26 protein-coding genes are annotated in these 22,201 nt (G+C 46.6%); 11 read left to right on the forward strand and 15 right to left on the reverse strand.

Annotated elements, in window-relative coordinates:
• Positions 1-3: 3 nt before the first annotated feature.
• A complete protein-coding gene (sdsA, locus tag FTT64_RS08885) occupies positions 4-981 on the reverse strand; it encodes an All-trans-nonaprenyl-diphosphate synthase (RefSeq protein WP_168381632.1) in 978 nt (325 codons plus the stop codon).
• A 443-nt stretch (positions 982-1,424) separates the two neighbouring features.
• Here sdsA and rplU point away from each other — a divergent pair, with 443 nt between their 5' ends.
• The 7 genes from rplU (at position 1,425) to FTT64_RS08920 (ending at position 7,940) form a co-directional block, all read left to right on the forward strand.
• Complete coding sequence (gene rplU, locus FTT64_RS08890) at positions 1,425-1,736, forward strand: 50S ribosomal protein L21 (RefSeq protein ID WP_005176105.1); 312 nt, start codon at positions 1,425-1,427, stop codon at positions 1,734-1,736.
• Between the two features lie 19 nt (positions 1,737-1,755).
• Positions 1,756-2,007 carry a 50S ribosomal protein L27 gene (gene rpmA, locus FTT64_RS08895; RefSeq protein ID WP_005176106.1) on the forward strand — a complete coding sequence of 84 codons (252 nt, stop codon included), beginning with the start codon at positions 1,756-1,758 and terminating at the stop codon, positions 2,005-2,007.
• Positions 2,008-2,225: 218 nt separating this feature from the next.
• On the forward strand, positions 2,226-2,918 hold the full coding sequence (gene lolA / locus FTT64_RS08900) for an outer membrane lipoprotein chaperone LolA (RefSeq protein WP_168381633.1): 693 nt from the start codon (positions 2,226-2,228) through the stop codon (positions 2,916-2,918).
• Between the two features lie 579 nt (positions 2,919-3,497).
• Complete coding sequence (locus FTT64_RS08905) at positions 3,498-4,307, forward strand: DUF3298 domain-containing protein (RefSeq protein ID WP_168396340.1); 810 nt, start codon at positions 3,498-3,500, stop codon at positions 4,305-4,307.
• A gap of 119 nt (positions 4,308-4,426) precedes the next feature.
• Positions 4,427-5,698 (forward strand): serine--tRNA ligase, encoded by a 1,272-nt coding sequence (gene serS, locus FTT64_RS08910; RefSeq protein WP_016659896.1) that lies wholly within the window; start codon positions 4,427-4,429, stop codon positions 5,696-5,698.
• Between the two features lie 81 nt (positions 5,699-5,779).
• Positions 5,780-7,162, forward strand: a complete 1,383-nt coding sequence (cysG, locus tag FTT64_RS08915) for a siroheme synthase CysG (RefSeq protein ID WP_168396339.1) — start codon at positions 5,780-5,782, stop codon at positions 7,160-7,162.
• 298 nt (positions 7,163-7,460) lie between these two features.
• Positions 7,461-7,940, forward strand: coding sequence for a tRNA (cytidine(34)-2'-O)-methyltransferase (locus FTT64_RS08920; protein WP_045796434.1), 480 nt, complete (start codon positions 7,461-7,463; stop codon positions 7,938-7,940).
• Between the two features lie 154 nt (positions 7,941-8,094).
• Here the strand turns inward: FTT64_RS08920 and FTT64_RS08925 are convergent, their stop codons facing one another.
• The 6 genes from FTT64_RS08925 to rpoD all read right to left on the reverse strand — a co-directional run bounded on the left by FTT64_RS08925 (position 8,095) and on the right by rpoD (position 14,635).
• A complete protein-coding gene (locus tag FTT64_RS08925) occupies positions 8,095-9,492 on the reverse strand; it encodes an APC family permease (RefSeq protein WP_160243474.1) in 1,398 nt (465 codons plus the stop codon).
• Positions 9,493-9,762: 270 nt separating this feature from the next.
• Positions 9,763-10,947, reverse strand: coding sequence for an iron-containing alcohol dehydrogenase (locus tag FTT64_RS08930; RefSeq protein ID WP_005176121.1), 1,185 nt, complete (start codon positions 10,945-10,947; stop codon positions 9,763-9,765).
• Between the two features lies 1 nt (position 10,948).
• A complete protein-coding gene (locus FTT64_RS08935; RefSeq protein WP_160241544.1) occupies positions 10,949-11,482 on the reverse strand; it encodes a hypothetical protein in 534 nt (177 codons plus the stop codon).
• 81 nt (positions 11,483-11,563) lie between these two features.
• Complete coding sequence (gene lipB / locus FTT64_RS08940; protein WP_005176127.1) at positions 11,564-12,223, reverse strand: lipoyl(octanoyl) transferase LipB; 660 nt, start codon at positions 12,221-12,223, stop codon at positions 11,564-11,566.
• A gap of 139 nt (positions 12,224-12,362) precedes the next feature.
• Entirely contained in the window at positions 12,363-12,650 is a 288-nt protein-coding gene (locus FTT64_RS08945; protein ID WP_180182297.1) for a YbeD family protein, read from the reverse strand.
• A 98-nt stretch (positions 12,651-12,748) separates the two neighbouring features.
• Positions 12,749-14,635: an RNA polymerase sigma factor RpoD gene (gene rpoD, locus FTT64_RS08950; protein ID WP_163142590.1), complete on the reverse strand. Its 1,887-nt coding sequence runs from the start codon at positions 14,633-14,635 to the stop codon at positions 12,749-12,751.
• A gap of 374 nt (positions 14,636-15,009) precedes the next feature.
• Between rpoD and FTT64_RS08955 the strand changes: the two genes are divergently transcribed.
• On the forward strand, positions 15,010-15,216 hold the full coding sequence (locus FTT64_RS08955) for a PA3496 family putative envelope integrity protein (RefSeq protein WP_005176134.1): 207 nt from the start codon (positions 15,010-15,012) through the stop codon (positions 15,214-15,216).
• 69 nt (positions 15,217-15,285) lie between these two features.
• Positions 15,286-15,810, forward strand: a complete 525-nt coding sequence (locus FTT64_RS08960) for a YecA family protein (protein WP_005176137.1) — start codon at positions 15,286-15,288, stop codon at positions 15,808-15,810.
• A gap of 60 nt (positions 15,811-15,870) precedes the next feature.
• Here the strand turns inward: FTT64_RS08960 and FTT64_RS08965 are convergent, their stop codons facing one another.
• The 5 genes from FTT64_RS08965 to FTT64_RS08985 all read right to left on the reverse strand — a co-directional run bounded on the left by FTT64_RS08965 (position 15,871) and on the right by FTT64_RS08985 (position 19,294).
• Entirely contained in the window at positions 15,871-16,431 is a 561-nt protein-coding gene (locus tag FTT64_RS08965) for a glycine zipper domain-containing protein (RefSeq protein ID WP_168397297.1), read from the reverse strand.
• Positions 16,432-16,713: 282 nt separating this feature from the next.
• A complete protein-coding gene (locus tag FTT64_RS08970; RefSeq protein ID WP_180103921.1) occupies positions 16,714-17,121 on the reverse strand; it encodes an ABZJ_00895 family protein in 408 nt (135 codons plus the stop codon).
• A 39-nt stretch (positions 17,122-17,160) separates the two neighbouring features.
• Complete coding sequence (locus tag FTT64_RS08975) at positions 17,161-17,775, reverse strand: DedA family protein (protein ID WP_005176142.1); 615 nt, start codon at positions 17,773-17,775, stop codon at positions 17,161-17,163.
• Positions 17,776-17,849: 74 nt separating this feature from the next.
• Positions 17,850-18,152, reverse strand: a complete 303-nt coding sequence (locus FTT64_RS08980) for a hypothetical protein (RefSeq protein WP_005176151.1) — start codon at positions 18,150-18,152, stop codon at positions 17,850-17,852.
• Between the two features lie 209 nt (positions 18,153-18,361).
• The gene (locus FTT64_RS08985; protein ID WP_005176153.1) at positions 18,362-19,294 is read right to left on the reverse strand and encodes a rhodanese-related sulfurtransferase; all 933 of its coding nucleotides are present in this window, start codon (positions 19,292-19,294) and stop codon (positions 18,362-18,364) included.
• A 199-nt stretch (positions 19,295-19,493) separates the two neighbouring features.
• Between FTT64_RS08985 and FTT64_RS08990 the strand changes: the two genes are divergently transcribed.
• Together FTT64_RS08990 and FTT64_RS08995 are read left to right on the forward strand one after the other, a co-directional pair.
• Complete coding sequence (locus FTT64_RS08990) at positions 19,494-19,985, forward strand: DUF1289 domain-containing protein (protein ID WP_160241541.1); 492 nt, start codon at positions 19,494-19,496, stop codon at positions 19,983-19,985.
• Between the two features lie 49 nt (positions 19,986-20,034).
• Positions 20,035-20,652: a LysE family translocator gene (locus tag FTT64_RS08995; protein WP_171521967.1), complete on the forward strand. Its 618-nt coding sequence runs from the start codon at positions 20,035-20,037 to the stop codon at positions 20,650-20,652.
• A 74-nt stretch (positions 20,653-20,726) separates the two neighbouring features.
• Here the strand turns inward: FTT64_RS08995 and panD are convergent, their stop codons facing one another.
• From panD to rplY, 3 genes are all read right to left on the reverse strand, one after another.
• Positions 20,727-21,107 (reverse strand): aspartate 1-decarboxylase, encoded by a 381-nt coding sequence (panD, locus tag FTT64_RS09000; RefSeq protein ID WP_005176160.1) that lies wholly within the window; start codon positions 21,105-21,107, stop codon positions 20,727-20,729.
• 134 nt (positions 21,108-21,241) lie between these two features.
• Positions 21,242-21,826, reverse strand: a complete 585-nt coding sequence (pth, locus tag FTT64_RS09005; protein WP_016659905.1) for an aminoacyl-tRNA hydrolase — start codon at positions 21,824-21,826, stop codon at positions 21,242-21,244.
• Between the two features lie 19 nt (positions 21,827-21,845).
• Positions 21,846-22,142: a 50S ribosomal protein L25 gene (gene rplY / locus FTT64_RS09010; RefSeq protein ID WP_005176167.1), complete on the reverse strand. Its 297-nt coding sequence runs from the start codon at positions 22,140-22,142 to the stop codon at positions 21,846-21,848.
• Positions 22,143-22,201: the final 59 nt, after the last annotated feature.

Below are 22,201 nucleotides of genomic sequence, written 5' to 3' on the forward strand. Positions count from 1 at the left end.
TATTTATTGAATTCGGTGCAGGGCCAGCTTGGCCAGATTGACCAGGGCCTGACGATATATTGTATCTGGCAAGGCATTTAAGGCCGCAATTGCAGTTTCGGTTTCTTCCGTGGCACGCTGCTGGCAATAATCCAGCGCACCAGAGGTCTGTACAATCTCGATAACCTGCACCAAGTCGGAGGTTCCGCCGGTGGCAATACTGCGGCGGATAATTTCATGTTGCGCACCACTGGTATTTTTCAGGGCGGCAATTAAAGGCAAGGTCGGTTTACCTTCCATTAGGTCATCCCCGATATTTTTACCCAGGGTTTCGGCATCTGAGGTGTAATCCAGAATATCGTCAATGATCTGGAAGGCATTGCCAAAATGGCCGGCAAAGACACGTAACGGTTCACGGTATTCCGGCTTGCCGGTTAAAATGGCGGCACCTTCGGTGGCCAATTCAAACAGGCGCGAGGTTTTGCCGTGAATAATATCTAAATAAGTCTGTTCGGTGGTGTCCGGTTGATGCTGTGATTGCAACTGTAGTACTTCACCTTCGGCAATTTCACAGGTACCGGTCGAGAAATCTTTCAGCAAGGTCATGTTGTTTAAATCGACCAGCAGGTCAAAGGCGCGAGAAATCAGAAAATCACCGACCAATACGGCGGTCTGGTTATTCCAGGTGGCATTGGCGGTTGGACGACCACGACGCAAGCCAGATTCATCGACCACATCATCATGCACCAGGGTTGCGGTATGCAGCATTTCAATAATCGCCGCCAGTCTGCGTGCCTGTTCCAAATCTTCTGCGCCGCAGGCTTTGGCCGCCAGTAAGCACATAATCGGACGCATACGTTTGCCGCCGGCTTCCACCACATGCTTGCTGACTGCCATAACTAGTGCGACTTTTGAGGTAATGCCTTCATTAATAAACTGATCCATCGCGGCAAAATCGGAAGCAACAGGCGCGAGAATATCTTGCTTAAAGTCGATGGTCATGTGAAGGAGAACCTCAATTGTGTCAAGTAACAACGATAGTGTAACAATGAAAAACGTCTGGACAGGAAATCTGCAATCTGCGGTGCGGCCATTGTGGTTATCGTTATGAAGTACGAGGCAATGGTCTGCTTTCCTGTTCGTGCTGGCGCTGATGGCCTCCCGGTGACAGGCAGCGGTGATAGCATCAGCATGCTGGCGTTTTCGATTCTAACAAGCAATTTGATTAGATCAATGAAAAATGTAGGGTTTTGAACATTTTTGTTGCTTTTCGTTGCATGTTTATAAAATAAACAGCCGGCTGATGCAATATTTTGGCTAAATCTCTTGTTGTTTGCAGCGTTATCCCTTAAAATCTCTGCCCTTGTATAACCCCAGTGGCGTTCGTTTTAAGATCGGTATATCCCTTTACCGGCACGACGACACGGGCATGTTTGGAGTACATTATGTACGCAGTAATCCAAAGCGGTGGTAAACAGCACCGTGTAGTTGAGGGTGAAACCCTTAAAGTTGAATTATTGAAAGCTGAAACTGGCGCAACTATTACGTTTGATGACGTATTAATGCTTGTAAACGGTGATAGCATTCAAATCGGTGCTCCAGTTGTAGCTGGCGCTAAAGTAACTGCAGAAGTGGTTGGCCATGGCCGTCACGACAAAATCCGCATCATCAAAATGCGTCGTCGTAAGCACTACCGTAAGCAACAAGGTCACCGTCAATGGTTCACCGAGTTGAAAATTACTGGTATTTCAGGCTAATCACTAGGAGTAATGAGACATGGCATCTAAAAAAGCCGGTGGTTCTACTAAGAACGGTCGTGATTCGAATCCTAAGATGTTAGGTGTTAAAGTTTACGGTGGTCAAACTGTAACTGCAGGTAACATCATCGTTCGTCAACGTGGTACAGAATTCCACGCTGGTGCAAATGTAGGTATGGGCCGTGACCATACTTTATTTGCTACTGCTGACGGCGTAGTAAAATTCGAAGTGAAAGGTCAATTTGGCCGTCGCTACGTATCTGTTGAATAAGATTCAATAGAACAAAAACCCACAGTTTTCTGTGGGTTTTTTTATGCATGTCGCATCGGTAAAGAGAGCAACCCTGATCTTCATGATGATGGATAAAAAAGAACATTTGATATTAATAAACATACAAAACTTCTTATTTTCTCTAAATTTAGGCACTTTATTTGGTTTAAGATGAGTCCATGAATACATTGCGATATGCAACAATAAAAGGTGAATCTATGAAAATGCTTCGTCAAACCGTGTGTGCTATGGCATTAGGTGCTGCAACGCTGGCACCAGTGATGAGTACGACTGTGTATGCTGCGCCTGTGGCAGCATCGGAGCAGCAAGCCACTGCCAATCTGGTCAAACAATTGAGTCATATTAAAAGTATGACCGCCAACTTCGAGCAGACCACCAAAACCAGTGGCAAAGCGCCTAAAAACAAGGGCCTGACTGCCCAGCATATGAATCAGGAATTTAAAGGCGTAATGAAAGTGGCGCGCCCGGGTAAATTCTATTGGGAAACCACCAGTCCGGCCAAACAGACCATTGTGACCTCAGGGAAAACTGTCTGGATTTATGACCCGGACTTGCAGCAGGCCGTGCGTCAAAACCTGGATGAGCAGGTTGCCAATACGCCAGCACTGTTATTATCGGGCAATACCAACCAGATTATGCAGTCATACCGGGTGACCCAGCCAAACAAAGGCAAAACCTATTACACCCTGTATCCAAAAAGTGATGACGGTGCTTTCCAGAGTCTGACCATTAGTTTCGGTGCCAACAAAGCACCAAGCCTGATGATTCTGGAAGATTCTTTAGGTCAAACCACCTATGTACGTTTTAACAATGTGAAGGTGAACCCGAACATTGCCAACTCGACCTTTAATTTCACCCCACCAAAAGGCACAGATATTATTGATCAATAAGGGGTGCTGATCATTTCTTAAAAAAGATTTTATCTGTGAAAGCAAAACATAAAGGAGCCATTTTAATGGCTCCTTTATTTTTAGGTGAATAATCGCCCAATGGCAGGAGTGTACGGAAAGTCAATTGAGCGACTTAGGTCATGCGGACATGCACGAAATGGCAATAAAAATTGCCCTCTGAAAATGGTTAAAAATTAATCAAAAATAAGGATTAACCAGAATCACGGCTGATCTGTCTGCTTTTGCCCTGTGAAAGAATCCACAATTTCTGTGGATAAATATTGGGATAATTTATTTTTCCCATTGAATGGGCTGCAGATGCACGATTAGGGTGCAGTCAGGATTTAATTTTATTTTAAAATTATCATTATGAATTTTAATGGAATATTATAAATTTTGGGATGTACTGCTGTGGGCGGTTTTTGGTTGATTTTTCATTTTTTATCGCAGGTTACAGAACTGCTCTAGGATCGAACAGCAGGAGTTTTATATAGTGGTAAACGGCTAAATTGTGCGTATACAACGCCTTAGCGGGGTGAAAACTGCTGAAAATTGCAGCATGAAAATAGGGGAAATACAATGCAACATCTGAAATCAAATCTGCTCACCACGACAATCGCACTGACCACGGCATTAATGTTAAGTGCCTGTCAGCCGAAGCAGGATGCCGCACCTCAGGTGGAGGCCGAGCAAAGTCAGACTCAGGCGGCTGCTATTCCCGTGATTCAGGCCAAAGTGGTGCCGGTGGAACTGAAACAGCAGCAGCGCTGTGATGAAGAGGGCTGTACCGAATACGATATTCAGACGGTCAATACCAATGTGCCGTGGATTAATGCGTATTTTATGCAGCGGATTAAAAAGGCCGACCCGATTGCATTTAGTGAAGATGCTGCTTCTACTGTGTCAGCATCGTCAGCATCAGAGGCCAATAGCACAGAGGAGCCTAACCGTCTTAGTCTGAGTTCTACCTATGTGCGTTATATTGGCCAGCATGGCCGTCTGGCTACCTTTAGCATGCAAAGTTATAGTTATCCGGCCGGAGCAGCGCATGGCATGCATCATCAGGAGTTTGTGACCTTTGATTTAAACAGCAAGAAGCGTCTGGCCTTGCAGGATATTCTGCTGCCGAATAGTGATGAAGCCAAACTGGTACAAGAACTGTTTAACCATAATTACAACTGGCTGAATGAGCACGACATCCAGCGTGACAAACTGCGACTGAGTGACAATTTCTATTATGGTGCCAATGGTCTGGTGTTTGTCTATCCATTGTATGAGCTGGCTTCCTATGCAGAAGGCATGCCGGAACTGGAGCTGCCGTATTATGCGGTGGACAAACTGATTAAAGCTGAATATCTGCCAAGTTTGCCGAAGTATCCGGCCCAGTAAATTGTGAAAAAACTGCGCCGGATTGCTGTAATAAGCCCCAGCCGTGAAGCGGATTACTGTATTTTTTAACCCGAAGCGCTTACACTATAGCCAGTTTTTTTCTTTACAAAAGATTGGCTATGATCGACCCGAAATTACTCAGAAATAATATTGAGGCTGTAAATTTAGCCTTGGCAAAACGTGGTGTGCAACTCAATGTAGAAGAATGGGCATCATTGGAAGCTCGCCGTAAAGAAATCCAGTCCAAAACGGAAGCTCTACAGGCCGAGCGTAATGCCGGTGCTAAACAGGTCGGTCAGATTAAAAAAGCCGGTGGTGATGCTTCAGAAATCATGGCACGTATGTCAGCCATTGGTGATGAAATTAAAGCAGCCGAAGTGGCTTTAAATGAATTACAGGCGGAAATTGAAACCAAATCACTGACTATTCCTAACCTGCCACATGAATCTGTGCCGGAAGGTAAAGATGAAGCCGATAACGTGGAAATCCTGACTTGGGGCACACCGCGCGAATTTGATTTTGAAATCAAAGATCATACCGACTTAGGCGAATGGATGGGTGGTCTGGAATTTGAAACCGCGACCAAACTGACCGGTTCTCGCTTTAGCGTTTTAAAAGGGCCATTGGCGCGTCTGCAACGTGCTTTAACCCAGTTTATGCTGGATACGCATACCCTGAAAAATGGCTATACCGAAGCCTATGTACCGTACCTGGTCAATGCCGATTCTTTACGTGGTACCGGTCAATTACCAAAATTTGAAGAAGACCTGTTTAAGCTGCAGGGCGAAAAAGAGTTCTATTTAATTCCAACCGCGGAAGTGCCAGTCACCAACTTTGTCCGTGACGAAATTATTGATGCGGACCGTTTACCGCTGAAATATGCTGCGCATACCCCATGTTTCCGCAGTGAAGCCGGTTCTTATGGCCGTGATACGCGTGGTTTAATCCGTCAGCATCAGTTTGATAAAGTAGAAATGGTGCAAATCGTTAAACCTGAAGATTCTATGCAGGCACTGGAAGAGTTGACCGGTCATGCAGAAGGCATTTTACAGGCATTAGGTTTGCCGTACCGTAAAATCATCCTGTGTGGTGGTGATATGGGCTTTGGTGCGACCAAAACCTATGACCTGGAAGTGTGGGTGCCAAGTCAGAATACCTATCGTGAAATTTCTTCGTGTTCCAACATGGGTGATTTCCAGGCGCGTCGTATGAAAGCGCGTTATCGTGCGGACCAGAAGAAAACTGAATTTGTACATACCTTGAATGGTTCAGGTCTGGCGGTTGGACGCACCTTATTGGCCGTGATGGAAAACTATCAGCGCGCGGATGGCTCAATTGAAGTGCCTGAAGTGCTACGTCCGTACATGGGTGGTGCAGAATATATCGACTAAATTCATGTTGATGTACAGAATGCACCAATTTGTGCACAAAATTTGCTTAAGACAATCAGAACTAAATTACTGAGGTAGTGTGTGGATATTTTTCCAATCTCGTTAAAGTTGCAACAGCAACGCTGTCTGATTGTCGGTGGCGGCCATATTGCCTACCGTAAAGCCGGTTTACTGCAAAAAGCAGGCGCTATTATTGATGTGGTGGCGCCGGACATTGATGCCGCTTTACTGGAACTGGTTCAGCAGAGCCAGGGGCATTATGAGGCTGCTGCCTTCAATACTGAAATTCCGCTGCGCCAGTATCGTCTGGTGATTGCCGCCACTGATGATGCAGCAATCAACCGTCAGGTGTTTGAGGCTTGTGAAGCTGAAAATGTGCTGGTTAACAGTGTCGATGATCCGCCACATTGCCGCTTTATGGTGCCGGCCATTGTCGACCGTTCGCCTTTGCTGATTTCAGTGGCCACGAATGGTGCATCGCCGGTGTTGTCGCGCCAGATTCGCACCCAATTGGAAACCAGTATTCCGCATGGCATGGGCAAACTGGCGAGTTTTTCCGGTCAATGGCGTGCTGCGGTTAAGGCCAAAATCCAGAATCCGGATGAACGCCGGATTTTCTGGGAAAACCTGTATGCCAGTCCGCTTAAAGAGCAGGTCTTTAATGACAATCTGCAAGAAGCTAATCGTTTGATTGAGCAGGCCTTGCAGGAATGGACCACGCCAAAAGGCGAAGTGTATCTGGTCGGTGCCGGTCCGGGTGATCCGGAGCTGTTGACCTTAAAAGCACTGCGCTTGATGCAGCAGGCCGATGTGGTGATTTATGATCGTCTGGTGTCCGATCCGATTATGGAATTGTGCCGCCGTGATGCTGAAAAAATTTATGTTGGGAAAGCACGTTCCAACCATGCTGTGCCACAAGAGGGCATTAATGCCTTGCTAGTCAAGTATGCGCAGGAAGGTAAACGTGTTTGTCGTTTAAAAGGCGGTGATCCGTTTATTTTTGGCCGTGGCGGTGAAGAAATTGAAGAGCTGTTTGCTGCAGGCGTGGCTTTTCAGGTGGTGCCGGGCATTACCGCAGCATCGGGCTGTTCAGCTTATACCGGTATTCCTTTAACCCATCGCAACTATGCGCAAAGCGTACGTTTCCTGACCGGGCATTTAAAAGAAGGTTCACCGGAACTGCCGTGGAGCGAGCTGGTCTATGAAAACCAGACTCTGGTGCTGTATATGGGACTGGTGGGACTGGAAAAAATCTGCCAGAAACTGATTGCCCACGGCCAGCGTCCGGATATGCCAGTGGCCTTGGTGTCTAAAGGCACCACACCGGAGCAGAAAGTGGTGGTCGGGACTTTGGCGGATATTGCATCTAAAGTTACTGAACATCAAATTCAGGCACCCACCCTGACCATTATTGGTGAAGTGGTGAAGCTGCGCGAACAACTGCAATGGCATGAGCGAGGATAAAGCAACGCACTGCGTTGCCCGAGCGCAAGGCGAAGGCTGCGCCTGAGTAAAGAGGATAAAGCAACACAACGTGTTGCCCGAGCGCAAGACGAAGGCTATGCCTGAGTAAAGAGGATAAAGCAACACAACGTGTTGCCCGAGCGCAAGACGAAGGCTACGCCTGTCAAGTGGCAGCTATGTTGAATCATGGTTGCCGGAGATGCAAAAGGGCAATACTGCGTAGCGCTTTAACCCTGACAGCATCCTTGTCCCATCAAGAAAGTTTAATTGCTTAAATCAACCAGATAGTGAGTAAAAAGTGATCCACGTTGTGTTATATGAGCCTGAAATTCCTGCCAATACCGGTAATATTATCCGGCTTTGTGCCAATACCGGTGCTCAGTTACATCTGGTCAAGCCCCTGGGTTTTGAGCTGGATGATAAAAAGCTGAAACGTGCCGGTCTGGATTACCACGAATGGGCGCGGATGCAACTGTGGGATTCAATTGAAGACTGTCTGGCCGATTTGGCCAGTAAAGGCGTAGGTGTGGATGCGGTGTATCCATTAACCACCAAGGGGACAGAAACCCCGCATACTTCGGATTTAAACCGTCCTGTGGCCTTGTTGATGGGACCAGAAACCCGCGGTTTGCCTGAGCATGTGCGTTTGATGTTCCCACAAGAGCACTGGATTCGCTTGCCGATGGCAGAAAATTCTCGCAGTTTAAACCTGTCGAATGCCACAGCGGTCATTGTCTATGAAGCTTGGCGTCAGCAGGGTTTCCAGCCTTTAAGCTAGGGCAGATCATCGCGAAGAATAAAAAACCAGGATCACTGATCTTGGTTTTTTTATCGCTATTTATTTTTTCAGTGAGCAGGATCAAGCCGTCAAAACTTGACCTGAAATGTGGAAACAAAAAAGGTGCCGAAGCACCTTTTTGAATGACTTAAACTTAGAGTTTATCGTCAAATTCATTGTGTTGTGGCGCAGGGTGTTTAAAGCCTTTGGTTTTATAACCCAGGTATAAAATACCGGCCATTGCCCACCATAAACCATATTTCAATGATGTTTCATCAACTTCAAGCCACAGTGCAAACACCGCGATAAAACCACAGAGCGGCACCACCACAAAGTTCAGAATGTCTTTAAGGTTGCGGGTACGCCCATCACGCAGCGCATAGCGTGAAATGACTGACAGGTTGACGAAACTGAATGCAGTCAGGGCACCAAAGCTGATCAGGGAAATCACGAAATCCAGATCCATAAAGCCTGCAGTTAAAGCCACCGCACCGACAATCAGAATGTTGTAAGACGGTGTGAAGTTACGTGGGCTGATATGACCAAAGATTTTCTTGTTGATCACGCCATCACGGCCCATCACATACATCAAACGGGATACACCGGCATGTGCAGAAATACCCGAAGCCATCACAGTTACAATTGCGAAGGTCAGTACATAGGACTGGAACAGTGAACCACCCACCAGCATCAGAATTTCTGGCTGAGTTTCAGCAATATTCTTGAAGTAGCTGCCCGGTTCATTCGGGAAGTAAATCTGCATGAAGTAGGTGCTGACAATAAAGATAATCCCGGCAATTAACGCGGTCAGGAAAATCGCTTTTGGCAGGGTCTTTTCGGTATCTTTGGTTTCTTCTGCCAGCGAGCTTAAGGAGTCAAAACCGGTGAAGGAGAAGCACAGTAAGGTAGCACCAGTAATCAGCGCACCGACTGAGGTCAGCTCATTCCAGAACGGTTCAAGGCTCCAGAGCTGATAACGCTGTTCAGCACTAATCGGGCCATCGGCATTAAAACCGGCCTGTAGTTTGGTAAATACCATCCAGGTAAAGATCGCGATGACCAGGAGCTGGATAAATACAATCAGGCTGTTGAAGTTGGCGACAAAACGCGCACCGCGCAGGTTGATGCCGGTCATAAACGCGGTCAGCACAATGACCCAGACCCAATGATTGACATCCGGGAACAGCGCTTCCAGATAAATCACGGCCAGAATAATATTCACCATTGGCGACAGCAGGTAGTCGAGCCAGGACGACCAGCCCACCATAAAGCCAACATTGGGGTGAATGGATTTCTGCGCATAAGTATAGGCAGAACCCGAAGATGGGTAGCGGCGAATCATGTGACCATAGCTTAACGAGGTCAGCAAGATTGCAACCAAGGCAAAAATATACGAGGTGGGTACATGAAAATGACTTTCTTCCGATACTAAACCGAAAGTGTCAAATAAGGTCATTGGCTGAATATATGCTAAACCAATAATAATGATGTGCCAGAGCCCTAGCGTTTTTTGCAGTTTAGCTGCCGATTGAGTCCCAGAGATATTTGTCAACGGCGTTATCCTCTTAATCGTTGATCAAGGATCAGTCATGTTCCTAAGGATCGTTTGAGACGAACGATCCCCCCTATCAATAAAACAAAAGTCCGCCAATCTACTCCAAAATGGTTGCTTTTGTCAGTAACTTTTTCAGAAATTTTTAGCAGAAAATATGCCAATCATCTGAATAAATAAGAACTTTTTCTTGGGTATAGTAAAAGCCTGATGCTTAAAAAAACATCAGGCTTCTAGAAATTTTGGCTATATTCGCCTATTTGCTGGAAATTACCAAGCCTTTTTTAAGATAGATTTCAAATCTTCCAGACTGGCTTCTTTCGGGTTGTAAATGATCGAGCCATCGTTTAGGGCTTTTTCGGCCACTTCATCCAGCTGTGCTTCTGTAACCTTGCCGGTTTCACTCAAGGTGCGTGGCAATTTGGTCATGGCATACAGACGGTCGCGCATGGTCAGCAGGGTAGCAATGGCTTTATCGGCACGCAGATGCGCCGGAGTCTGGGCATAAATATCCGGGCCGGCCAATGGCAGCAGCAGTTCGGCAATTTTGTCGCCATTGACATCTTTGTTGTATTCCAGCACATAGGGTAAGAACAGGTTCATGCACAGTCCATGCGGCAGATGCGCCACTGCACCTAAGGCATGACCGAGAGAGTGCACCAGACCCACCATCGAATTGGAGAAGGCAATACCAGCCATGGTCGAGGCCTGCGCCAGTTCCAGACGGCCATAGGCATCACTTGGATTATCCAGCACTTTAAACAGGTTATTGCTGATTTTCTTGATCGCGGCGGTGGCATAGGCATCCGAAATCGGATTCGAGGCCATGCAGCTATAGGCTTCAACCGCATGGGTCATGGCATCCATAGCTGTCATTGCCGTTAAATGCGGTGGCAGGGTCTGGGTCATGCGCGGGTCCAGAATCGCGGCATGTGGCATCAGGTAATAAGAAGCGAATGGCATTTTGACATTCTTTTCAGTATCTGACACCACGGCGACCATGGTGACTTCTGAACCGGTGCCTGAGGTGGTCGGAATCACGAAGAAGGGCTTTAACGGTTTTGGCAGGTTGTGCGCACCTGAATATTTCAGCAGGTCATCGCCGCCTTCCGTCACCAGAATATTGGTAGCTTTAGAGGTGTCAATCACCGAACCGCCGCCGACAGCAATAATGGCATCACAGTTGTGGTCACGATACAGCTGCGCCGCTTTACGTACCGTGTCCAGACTTGAATCCTGTGGTACATCATCAAAAATATAGCCAATTTCAGCATCGGTCGATTCAAAAGCCGCTTCAACCGGGGCCAGCAGGTTGTTACCACGGACGCCTTTGTCGGTAATGATCAGCGGGCGTTTCGCACCTAAAGTCACCAATTCAAACGGAATGTGTTCCAGTGCGGCATTGCCGGCAATGACTTTGACTGGACAAAAAAATTCGTAATAAGGCTTCGCCATGTTATGCACTCCGTTGGAAATAGGACTGAGCCACTTTCAGGTAAATATGGGCAGCTCCGCTGAGTTTTTCTTTTAAGTTAAGTTCGGATGGGTATTGTTTGACGGCCAGCTCTGCCAGCAGTTTAGGCAAAATCAGGGCTTCCATTTTGTTCAGGCAACGCACCAGACGAATCGCATAAGACAGGTCACCATCGGCAATCATGCGGTCATGGGCAAAGGCCTGTGCCGTACTTTCCTGAAACGAGAACACCAAAAAGGCATGGGTCAGATGCTTGAAGGTAATGACCAGATCGGGTTTGCCATCCAGTTCAGGCAGCAGTTCGAGCTGATGATCTTCAGTCACCCGGGCAATGAACGCAGGTCCATTGGGAAACACTTTCATGGACAGGATAAAATTTGCGGGAAACTTTGCAACTTCCTGTTTTATTTCTTGATCGACCTGGCTTGCCATCACCAGACCTCTGCCAATCACATCCATCATGAGTTTGACATAGGCCTGTTGCAAAGCGGGCTTCACGGTTTTGCTTGAAATCACTCGCTGAGTCCCTTTGTTAACATCTATTATTGGGTTTAGAGTAAATACTCTAATTTATTTCTTATTCAAAAGTAAAGTCATTTAGGCTTGAATGGTTTGAACCTCACTAAAGTAACCACTGTGCTCTAAAGTTTCAATGATATCTCGGCATAAAGTTTCAAACGATGGATAGTCTGGGACTAAATCCTGAATGCGCACCATTTCCAGACCGGCATACCCACAGGGGTTAATGGTTTGAAAACCACTCAAATCACAGTCAATATTCAGCGCTAGTCCATGGTAACTACGGCCTTTGCGGATTTTAAAGCCCAATGAGCCAATTTTACGCTCCGCGACATAGACACCCGGCGCATCTGCTTTGGCATAAGCTTCAATACCATATTTTTTGAGCAGCGCAATCATCAGGTTTTCGGCATACGATACCAGCGTGCGGACATTCCAGCCCAAACGGTTCAGGTCAAACAGGAAATACGCCACCAGCTGGCCCGGACCATGCCAGGTCACCTGTCCACCACGGTCGGTTTGTACCACCGGAATATGGCTGGGAATCAGAATATGTTCTGCCTTGCCGGCCTGACCTTGGGTCAGCACCTCATGATGCTGCAAAATCCAGAGCTCATCGGGGGTATTGGCATCACGCTGTTCAGTCAACTGCTTCATCTCTAAAAAGCGGTCTTGATACGGTGTTAATTGCGAATACTGGCGAATAATGAGGGTCGGTTTTTGAAGCGCATCGGTCACAGGCTGCGTCCTTAAAAATGAAATCTGCTGATGTGAATTATAATGATTCAGAATAGGAATAGGAGTGTGCCTGCTTTAAATTACTGCGCTTGCACGGTACGCCATAAAAAAACACGCATGAAGCGTGTTTTTTTGAAACTTAAAGCGCGGTTTTAATCAGCGGGCAGGCAGCTAAATCGGCATAGACCGCATGTACCTGTTCCAGCTCTTCGAAACGCAGCTGTGCAGTAATCGAGTGGTATTTACCGGTACGCGATGGGGTCACGGTCATTTTGTCGCTATCAAAGTCCGGGAAGTGTTTTACGAAAATATCGTTCACCGCTTGACGCAGCTCTGCACCGGCCAGACCAATCAGTTTAATCGGGTAATCCATCGGAAAAACCCAAAGATGCTCTTGTAATTCACGAGAGGGAGTGCGGTCAATCATAATTACCTCAAAAGATTGAAAACGCCTGCAAGGCGCAGGCGTTTTGGCATTGCTACTTAAATGGGGATGGATTGATCCCAATTCAAGCCGCTGCTGACTTAGTCATTTTCCAGGAATGAACGCAGGTGTTCAGAGCGGGAAGGGTGGCGTAATTTACGTAAGGCTTTGGCTTCAATCTGACGGATCCGTTCACGGGTTACATCAAACTGCTTACCGACTTCTTCCAGAGTATGATCGGTTGGCATATCAATACCAAAACGCATTTTCAGGACTTTGGCTTCACGTTCAGTCAGGTTTTCCAGCACTTCACGTGTTGCTTCTTTTAAGCCTTCTGAAGTTGCCGCGTCGACCGGTGAGGTGATGTTACTGTCTTCAATGAAGTCACCCAAATGCGAATCTTCATCATCACCAATTGGCGTTTCCATGGAAATCGGCTCTTTGGCAATTTTCAGGACTTTACGTACCTTCACTTCGTCCATTTCCAGACGTTCACCGAGTTCTTCCGGTGTCGGTTCGCGGCCCATTTCCTGCAGCAACTGACGAGAAACACGGTTAATCTTGTTAATGGTTTCAATCATGTGTACCGGAATACGGATGGTACGTGCCTGATCGGCAATCGAACGGGTAATCGCCTGACGAATCCACCAAGTCGCATAAGTCGAGAACTTGTAACCACGACGGTATTCAAACTTGTCTACCGCTTTCATCAGACCGATGTTACCTTCCTGAATCAGATCCAGGAACTGCAAGCCGCGGTTGGTGTATTTCTTGGCAATCGAGATCACCAGACGCAAGTTGGCTTCGACCATTTCTTTCTTGGCACGACGTGCTTTGGCTTCACCCACCGCCATACGTTTGGCAATGTCTTTAATGTCTTTAACATTCAGACCCAGCTCTTTTTCGATGTCGGCAATTTTTTGCTGGAAAGCCAGTACGTCAGGACGCACTTTTTCCAGGTAGCCTTTCATCTCTGCAGGAGCTTTGGCAATCTGTTCGTCTAACCATGCCGGATTAGATTCCTGACCCGGGAAAGTCGTACGGAACTGGGTACGGTCCATACGGCCACGACGTACTGCATAACGCATCACTTCACGTTCTGCTGCACGAATCTGGTCATGCGTGCCACGAATCATTTCTGAAATAATATCAAACAGGCGCGGCGCAAACTTGAACATCATGAACACGCTGGCCAGAGCCTGTAACGCAGCTTCCGCTTCTTTGCTGTTACGGCCATGCTTTGCAATGACGTCTTTGGTGTTTTTCCAGGCTTCAGTCAGCTCGGCAAAACGCACTTTGGCAATTTCAGGGTCCGGACCAGAATCTGCTTCAGAATCATCATCCGATTCTGACTCTTCTTCTTCATCGTCGTCATCAAGTTTGACATCTTTGGTGCTCTTGCTGCTCGATTCTTCTTCATCGTCGAGCACGGCTTCATCTTCCTGTACTTCCGGAATTTCTTCATCGGTTTCCGGATCTAAGTAACCTGAAAGCAGATCGGCCAGGCGGCGTTCGCCATTTTCATAATCTTTGTATTCTTGTAGAACCACTTCAACGGCATTTGGCCAGTACGCAATTGAATGCAGCACATCACGGATGCCTTCTTCAATACGTTTCGCGATACTAATTTCGCCTTCTCGCGTTAACAGCTCAACGGTCCCCATTTCACGCATATACATACGCACAGGGTCCGTGGTACGGCCAGGCTCATTTTCTACAGAAGCCAGTACTGCCGCTGCTTCTTCTTCAGCGACTTCATCTGCAGCTTCTGTGGTGTCTTCGAACATCGCATCATCAGATTCAGGTGCACGTTCATGCACAGGAATACCCACGTCCTGAAGCATCTGGATGATGTCTTCAATCTGTTCGCTTTCCGTGATTGAGTCTGGGAGATGATCGTTAACCTCGGCATAAGTTAGGTAACCTTGCTCTTTGCCTCGGCTAATCAGAGCCGCTACTTGCGAAGTAGGGGAAGTCATATCGCTCATCTTTGCTTACTCTTCGTTGAATCTGTGGCAGTGAAAAACCGTGCATGATAGCACAATTTGCTGTAAAAGTTTCTGATTTGATCAATCAAGCATGATTTTATAAAAATGTTTGAAAGCAAAACTGAATAGGAATATGGGGCATCTTGCCCGGTTTTCAAGTCTGGCATCCGTTTTGTCCGCGAAATATTCTTGTCATATGCTTTAAACTATACTTATGCAGATAAGGTCTTCATAAATACACAAATTTTAGCGCGAAATACAAGCCAAAAATAGTCGGGAAAAACAAAAAATATAAATAAAACTTGACAACTTTTTCAAAGGCAGATAAATAGCGGCTAAACCCATTCACATTTTTTCATTCTGAGGTAGTTTTAGTGTCTTCAACAGATTTTGAACTAGATGATAACTACGGTGATGATGATGTCAGCTTCGATGAAGCGGCAGGTAAAATCAGTGCGAAAGAATCGTTAGAAAAACGTCGCTTGATTGATGATCTGCTGGCACAGCGTCGACTGGAGCGTGATCTCAAGGATTTTGATTATGACTTCGACGAAGATGATTTTGACGACGAAGATGACTGAAATTTGGGTTCAGTAAAGTCTTCGGAAAATGCTATGCTATACCTTGTATAGACGATTTTTGGATTTAAGATGAGTGCTTTAGATTTAGACCTGTTAAGTGAATATCTAGATGGTGACCAGAACGAATACGGTCTAGATTTTGCTGCCACTCATGGTTTTTTGTGTGCCATTGCAGTTGGCCCGCAATTTGACCAATGGCTGGATGAACTGTTTGAAGGCAACCAGAAAAAAGTGCCGGCAGAAATCGTAGCGCAGGTGAAAACCTGGCTCGAATCCATTCGTCAAAACCTGGCCAATGAAGAAGGCATCGAATTTCCATTCGAAATTGAAGAAGCAGATGTAGAATCAAGCTTGGGCGACTGGAGTGTGGGCTTTGTGGATGCCATGTTCCTGAATGAAGAAGCCTGGTTCACGCCAGAATTTGAAGAACAGCTGGTAGATCTGACTTTACCAATCATGGTGTTTAGCGGCATTGATGAAGAAGACCCGCAAATGGAAAGCTTCCGTCGTAATGGTCAGTTAATGGATGAGCTGGCGGAAGAAATTCCGGACAACCTTAATGAACTGTATTTGATGTATCACACTCCAAACTGATGCAAACCGAATAAATAAAAAAACACCTCCTCGGAGGTGTTTTTTTATAGCCGGATTACATTAGCGGGTCATACGGTTCCAGGCATCACGCACCGCATGTTTGGCATCTTCCCAGGCCAAACGGGTATCGCCCTTGGTGGACTCCCATTCGCTGCGTAAATCGGGTTCTACATCTTCAAAGCGTGTACCCGGTTCATAGCGTGAACGCTGGGCATAACCGACCCGGTAGGCAGCCTGATAATCACGCTCATAGCTTAAGTCCGGATGTGTGTTTTGCAGGCTGGTATAGTAAGGCTGGCTCTGGCTGTGTTCATGCCAGTAAATATCTTCATCACCTTCGGTCGGGTTTTCGGCTTCTGCAGCGGTTTTACCAACCAGACCGCCCACCACGGCACCAATGGTACCTCCGACCACTGCGCCAATCGGGCCGGTGGTGGCCCCGACTGCGGCACCTGTGGCTGCACCACCGACCGCACCGACACTGGTACCCACCGGATGGGTGCCGGTTTCACCTGTTTTCGGGTTGGCATTCAGCTGTTGCTGCTGCTGTTTCGGTAGCTGTTTGACCTGTTCGCGTTTTTGTTCCTGCTGGCGCTGGGTTTCTATTTCTGGATTCGTCATGTCTGTATCCTCTTGGGGCTGATGATGATCTAAGTAAAATGAATCAAAAAATTAAGATCAAGCGGATCTCTTGAGTTTTAACTTAGATCAGACAGGACCCGGCGCGGGCAGGAGAATTGCACCTTTCACGTTAAGATAAATAACTTATGTCGGTTTCTGGTGACGAAAAGCAGGGCTTACTTACATACAGTTAAATTTTCCGTGCAGATGCGCTGTCCGGAAGCCACCCATCTGCACAACAGAATTTCTAAAGCATATTTGATTAGTGTTTGAAATTGCTAACTACTGTTTGGAGCAATAAGCGGCATACCAGACATAGGCGGCATAAAATACTGCACCATGGATGGCGACCATACATAGCATCAACACTGCCATGAGGGCCAGTCCCATTTTCTCAGCCGATTGAATAATCTGCTCTGCATAGGGGTTCATCAGCACCATAAAAAAGATAAACAGGCTGCCAATGATGATGGCCACGGCACTGCTGCCCCAAATCAGCTGAATTCTTTCATCTGAGGTCGGCAGGCGTTTTTCACGTTTTACAAAATGTTTGGCATTGATCAGCGCGACCACCACCAGTGTTGGAAAAAGGGTTAATACCCCAAGATTTAAACCATAAACTAGAACCATGGTCAGCAGGACCAGCGCAATGCTGTAGACTGCAGCCAAATGCAGCAAATAGTGTTTCATTGAATCCCCAAGTTTGGCCTGTAGCTCGGCCAATGCACATCACGAAGCGCGTTTACGCATATACCTACGGTATAGAATCCAGCCGATAATCGCAATCACAATTGCAATAATGACATAGCCGACCTGGCTAAAAATTTTCTGCATCAGCGCCTGATTTTCGCCAAAATAAAACCCGACCGCAGCCAGAAAAGTGGTCCAGATGATGGTGCCGAGGCTGCTGTAGAACATGAATTTCCAGAAGGGCATCCGGCTCATGCCGGCGGGAATACTAATTAAAGAGCGTACCGCCGGAATCATGCGTCCGGCAAAGACAATGCGATGCCCATACTGCTCGAACCAGTCCAGTGATTTTTTGACATCGGCCGATTTTAGGAACAGGTATTTTCCGTAGCGGTCGACAAAGCGGAAAATCGCATCATGTTCGAATTTATAGCCGACCCAGTACAGCAAGGCCGCGGCCAGTAGCGAACCGAAACAGCCGGCAACCACGACACCAACAAACAGTAATTCACCTTGTGAGGCCGAATAACCAGCAGAAGGCATAATAATTTCGGAAGGAATAGGGGGGAATACGTTGTCCAGAAACATAAGCAGGGCAATACCGAAGTAACCCAGCTGTTCCATAATGGAAATAATCCATTCGGTCAGGTTCATAAAGTCAAGAAGGCCTAAAAATTAGACCTTCATGCTAAAGAGGATTGGTTTTTCAGTAAAGAGCTGAAACGTAACTAAAAATCTTCCTCAGCGGTATGCGACAGGGTGTGCACATAGACTTTTCGAAGCCCATACGCCACCAGCAGCGGCAAGACAGCGACAATCAGGTAACCACTCCAGATATTGGAAAGGTGATAGGCAATAAACATTGCCAGAATCGCGCCGAGCACGGTGCCAAACCCCACAATAAACAAGTGTGAACGCTGTTCAAGCTGCTGTTTCAGGTGGTGCAATTGCAGATCTTGCTGCTGATGCGCTCGTTGCAGTAAGGCAGTACGGAATTGGTGTTTATAGCGTGTTGTTATCGTTCTTTGCATAAGTCAATCCTTGTCCATGGGTGAGAATCTGTACGTCAAAATAAAACTGCATTGTTTTTGTTGTGATTTGGAGTTTAGCCTAAGCATGACTGGCTTCTGTTAGTACCAGAGGGTGCTTTGGTATTGAATTGATTCTGGTATGTGAATAGACGTAAAAAAAGCCCTATAAATAGGGCTTTTTGTAAAATTATTTGTACTGGTTTACATTATTACAGACGTTTGCGTTTTGCCGCTGCAATCTGAGATTGACGCATACGGAAGCCAGCTTTCTGTTTTTCTGTGGTTTTATCAATACAGTATTTACAAGATACGCCGTGTTCATAGCTTGGTTCTGCCACTTCTTCTGGCAGTAAAGGCCAACCACAGGCATGACACTTGGTATTTTGACCTTCTTCCACACCATGCGTAACCGCAGTACGGCCATCAAATACGAAACATTCACCTTCCCACAAGCTTTCTTCTGCCGGGGTTTCTTCGAGGTATTTCAAAATACCACCTTTCAGGTGATAGACTTCCTGGAAGCCCTCTTGCAGCAATAACGAAGTGGATTTTTCACAGCGAATCCCACCGGTACAGAACATGGCAATTTTCTTGTCTTTGTGCTGTTCCAGTTCTTTTTTCACATAGTCTGGAAATTCACGGAAGGTTTCAGTTTGCGGATCAATCGCGCCTTTAAAAGTCCCGGCCTTGTATTCATAGTCATTACGGGTATCAATTAAAATCACGTCATCACGTGCAATTAGTTCATTCCATTCTTTCGGGTCCAGATAATGGCCGACCAGATCACGTGGTTTGACCTCTACACCCAAAGTCACAATTTCTTTTTTCAGCTTAATTTTCATTTTACGGAAAGGCTTGTCGGCGCTGTGCGATTCTTTATATTCCATCGCGCTAAAGCCTTCGTTTAAAAGAAACTGATGCACCTGATCAATGGCTTCACGGTCACCCGCCACCGTACCATTAATCCCTTCACCCGCCACAATGAGAGTACCGCACAGGTTGATGCTGTTTACCAAATCTAAAAGACGTTGTTGTAGATCCGCAGGATCTTGAACTTCTTTGAATTGATAAAGTGCGGCAACAACCCAACCAGAGGTCGCTTGCTGTTCTACAGGTGCAAGCTGTTCTACAGTAGCGTTCATGGAGTACTCCAATGTGATATAAAAAATTTGAGGGGCATATTTTAGCGTGAAAGTGCCCAGATAGCGAGAAATCCAGAACAGAAATATGGTTTTAAATCTGCGATAGAGTCGGCTATGATGCCTATCCTCGCCTATGATTTTACCAAAAGTAATACGGCTGCATTCAGGCCGGCATTACTGCGCTTTTCTGGAGTATATTTTGAGTACGGATCGTCGAATCGCCTCATTGACCCCGTGTGCAGGCCGCTGCTCTACGGTATTTGGTGATTCAGTGTGTCGTGGTTGTCGTCGTTTTAATCATGAAGTGATACGCTGGAATGGTTATACCTCCGAACAGCAAACGGCTGTCTGGCAGCGTCTGGATGCCCAGCTGGACCAGATTCTGGTACCAATGTTGCCATTTTCCCGTTTGCCGCAGGTAGAGCATTTTGTGCTGTCGAAGCGGGTGCGTTTACGTCCCGATGCCAGCGCAGGCCGCAAGTTATATCATGCGCTCAAATTATGTGAAAAAAACAAGCATCTGGCCGATGACAGTGGTCTTGGTATTCAGGCCGCGCAGGTTAAACCACTGTGGCAGGAATTTGAGCGTCGGGTACTGGCACTGGCGACTGCGAGTTATGACCTGGCATTTTTACGTGCCGATGGCATTAGCCAGCATTTATTAAAAGTCAGTCTGGAAGAGGATGACTAGTTTTTCATCCTAAGGTTTAAGCAAGAGTAGCGCAGGAGTACCACAGATGATCAATATGGCTGAATATCTGTTGTACTGTCTGGCGGTGGTGATCATGATTGCCACCCCAGGCCCGGTGATGATGCTGGTGATTGGTGCCGGACTCAAAGGTGGTTACCGGCGGGCGTTTCAGACCATTGTCGGGACTAATTTAGCTTCTTTGCTGTTAATTGCCTGCTCGGTGCTGATTTTAAAAGGCATCTTCAATATTCAGGCCTTCTGGCTGGATTTAATTAAGCTGCTAGGCTGTGTCTATATTGCCTATTTGGGGGTGGACATTCTCAAGGAAAGCCGGGCAGCGGCCGGACCGAAACAGGAGACGGCCAGCGCTGTAGGCGGATTTCGGCAGGGTTTTCTGGTCGGGATTTCCAATCCGAAAGATATTCTGTTTTTTAGTGCCTTTTTCCCGCAATTTATTCAGGTCACCGATCATTTTAATAACAGCTTAATCCTGCTGACCGCCAGCTGGATTGTACTGGATTTTCTGACTTTGTCTTTGTTGTATTTGGGTTTTTACCGTTTAACGCTGTCACGCGGTTATCGGCCGGTACTGGCGCTGTGTGGTGCTCTTTTAATTCTGATTGCGCTGTATGGACTAATCAGCACAGCAGGGCAGTATCTGTTTTAAGTAACCCATGACTTATATTTCTGCCATAAAAAAGCCCGCAATGTGCGGGCTTTTTCGTAGGATGATCTTAGGTCTTAAGCGACTTGTACCGGAATACAGTTGGCGGTGTGGCTCACGGTGTTGTCCGGGTTGGCATATACCAGGCGTGGTTTATGCGCATTGGCTTCTACTTCAGTGAAATCACCGAAAGTCGCAATAATGATGATATCGCCGACATCTGCCTGATGTGCTGCGCCACCATTGACTGAAATGATGCCTGAATTGTCTTCACCACGAATCGCATAAGTGGTAAAGCGTTTGCCATTGGTTACGTTCCAGACGTGAATTTCTTCGTATTCGCGAATGCCAGCTAAATCCATAAGTTTGCCATCAATTGCACATGAACCTTCATAATGAAGTTCCGCATGTGTCACGAAAGCACGGTGAATTTTGCATTTTAATAAACGAGATAGCATGGCTAGCGTCTCCTTAGTGGACCTAAGATCTTTATCTTATGGTTGAATCAATCACTGCGACCGAATCAGCCGACGAGCGCATTTTGCGCCCAATTTTGCCAGATGGCAAGCAGGATTGTTCAACAATTATTAGGTTATTCGTTGGGTTTATAGGCATTGATCTGGTTCATGGCTTGCTGAATCTCACCATTGACCAGTAATTTCATGCGAGACAGCGCGTGGCTGAGAGCATCATCCATTAAGCCTTGTTCCTGGCTTGGGGCTTTGCTGAGCACATGACCGGAAACACGTTCTTTAGACCCCGGATGACCAATACCAATGCGTAAACGGTGGAAATTTGGACCGGTGTGCGGAACGATGTCACGTAAACCATTATGACCACCATGACCGCCGCCAGTTTTCAGGCGAATAATCCCCGGATTCATATCCAGTTCATCATGGGCAATCAGCATGGCTTCAGGGGCGATTTGATAGAATTTGGCGAAGGGCACAACACTTTGACCGGAACGGTTCATAAAGGTTGTTGGTAATAGCAGACGAACGTCCTGACCTTCAATATTACCGCGACCGCTGATGCCTTTGAATTTCGGATCAGCTTTTAAAGAGATGCCATATTGATCTGCAAGGCGTTCAACAAACCAGAAGCCTGCATTATGGCGGGTTTGGGCATACTCAGCACCTGGGTTGCCCAAACCAACAATCAGTGAAATATTTGACACTAATTTACACCATTAACACTTATGCGCGTTTGAAGTCAGCGTGCATTGGTGTGTTTTTAGCAGGGTGACGTTGTAACGCTTGGATTTTCACGTTTTCAACTTTGTCGCCTACTTTGATTTCTACAACTTCTTCAAAGAAAGCATTGCTTTCTAAAGCTTTTACAAGCTCACGAAGTTCTAAAGTTACTGCTACTGGCTCAGCGTCGCCACCATAAATGATAGCTGGAACTTGAGCAGCGTGACGAAGGCGGCGGCTCGCACCTTTCCCTTGGTTAGCTGCTTCACGCGCTTGAGCGTTTAATACGAAGTTTGCCATGATAGACATCCTATTTCAGGTTAAATAAACCAGACCTGCGACCGATCTGGTGATAGAAA

This window comes from Acinetobacter sp. Q186-3 (assembly GCF_013420655.1).
GTDB lineage: Bacteria > Pseudomonadota > Gammaproteobacteria > Pseudomonadales > Moraxellaceae > Acinetobacter > Acinetobacter indicus.

Excerpts from the sequence above, each read along its gene's own strand:
- sdsA (WP_168381632.1), bottom strand. The coding sequence starts at position 981 with ATGACCATCGACTTTAAGCAAGATATTCTCGCGCCTGTTGCTTCCGAT.
- rplU (WP_005176105.1), top strand. The coding sequence starts at position 1,425 with ATGTACGCAGTAATCCAAAGCGGTGGTAAACAGCACCGTGTAGTTGAG.
- rpmA (WP_005176106.1), top strand. The coding sequence starts at position 1,756 with ATGGCATCTAAAAAAGCCGGTGGTTCTACTAAGAACGGTCGTGATTCG.
- lolA (WP_168381633.1), top strand. The coding sequence starts at position 2,226 with ATGAAAATGCTTCGTCAAACCGTGTGTGCTATGGCATTAGGTGCTGCA.
- FTT64_RS08905 (WP_168396340.1), top strand. The coding sequence starts at position 3,498 with ATGCAACATCTGAAATCAAATCTGCTCACCACGACAATCGCACTGACC.
- serS (WP_016659896.1), top strand. The coding sequence starts at position 4,427 with ATGATCGACCCGAAATTACTCAGAAATAATATTGAGGCTGTAAATTTA.
- FTT64_RS08930 (WP_005176121.1), bottom strand. The coding sequence starts at position 10,947 with ATGGCGAAGCCTTATTACGAATTTTTTTGTCCAGTCAAAGTCATTGCC.
- FTT64_RS08945 (WP_180182297.1), bottom strand. The coding sequence starts at position 12,650 with ATGATTGACCGCACTCCCTCTCGTGAATTACAAGAGCATCTTTGGGTT.
- rpoD (WP_163142590.1), bottom strand. The coding sequence starts at position 14,635 with ATGAGCGATATGACTTCCCCTACTTCGCAAGTAGCGGCTCTGATTAGC.
- FTT64_RS08960 (WP_005176137.1), top strand. The coding sequence starts at position 15,286 with ATGAGTGCTTTAGATTTAGACCTGTTAAGTGAATATCTAGATGGTGAC.
- FTT64_RS08965 (WP_168397297.1), bottom strand. The coding sequence starts at position 16,431 with ATGACGAATCCAGAAATAGAAACCCAGCGCCAGCAGGAACAAAAACGC.
- FTT64_RS08970 (WP_180103921.1), bottom strand. The coding sequence starts at position 17,121 with ATGAAACACTATTTGCTGCATTTGGCTGCAGTCTACAGCATTGCGCTG.
- FTT64_RS08975 (WP_005176142.1), bottom strand. The coding sequence starts at position 17,775 with ATGAACCTGACCGAATGGATTATTTCCATTATGGAACAGCTGGGTTAC.
- FTT64_RS08980 (WP_005176151.1), bottom strand. The coding sequence starts at position 18,152 with ATGCAAAGAACGATAACAACACGCTATAAACACCAATTCCGTACTGCC.
- FTT64_RS08985 (WP_005176153.1), bottom strand. The coding sequence starts at position 19,294 with ATGAACGCTACTGTAGAACAGCTTGCACCTGTAGAACAGCAAGCGACC.
- panD (WP_005176160.1), bottom strand. The coding sequence starts at position 21,107 with ATGCTATCTCGTTTATTAAAATGCAAAATTCACCGTGCTTTCGTGACA.
- rplY (WP_005176167.1), bottom strand. The coding sequence starts at position 22,142 with ATGGCAAACTTCGTATTAAACGCTCAAGCGCGTGAAGCAGCTAACCAA.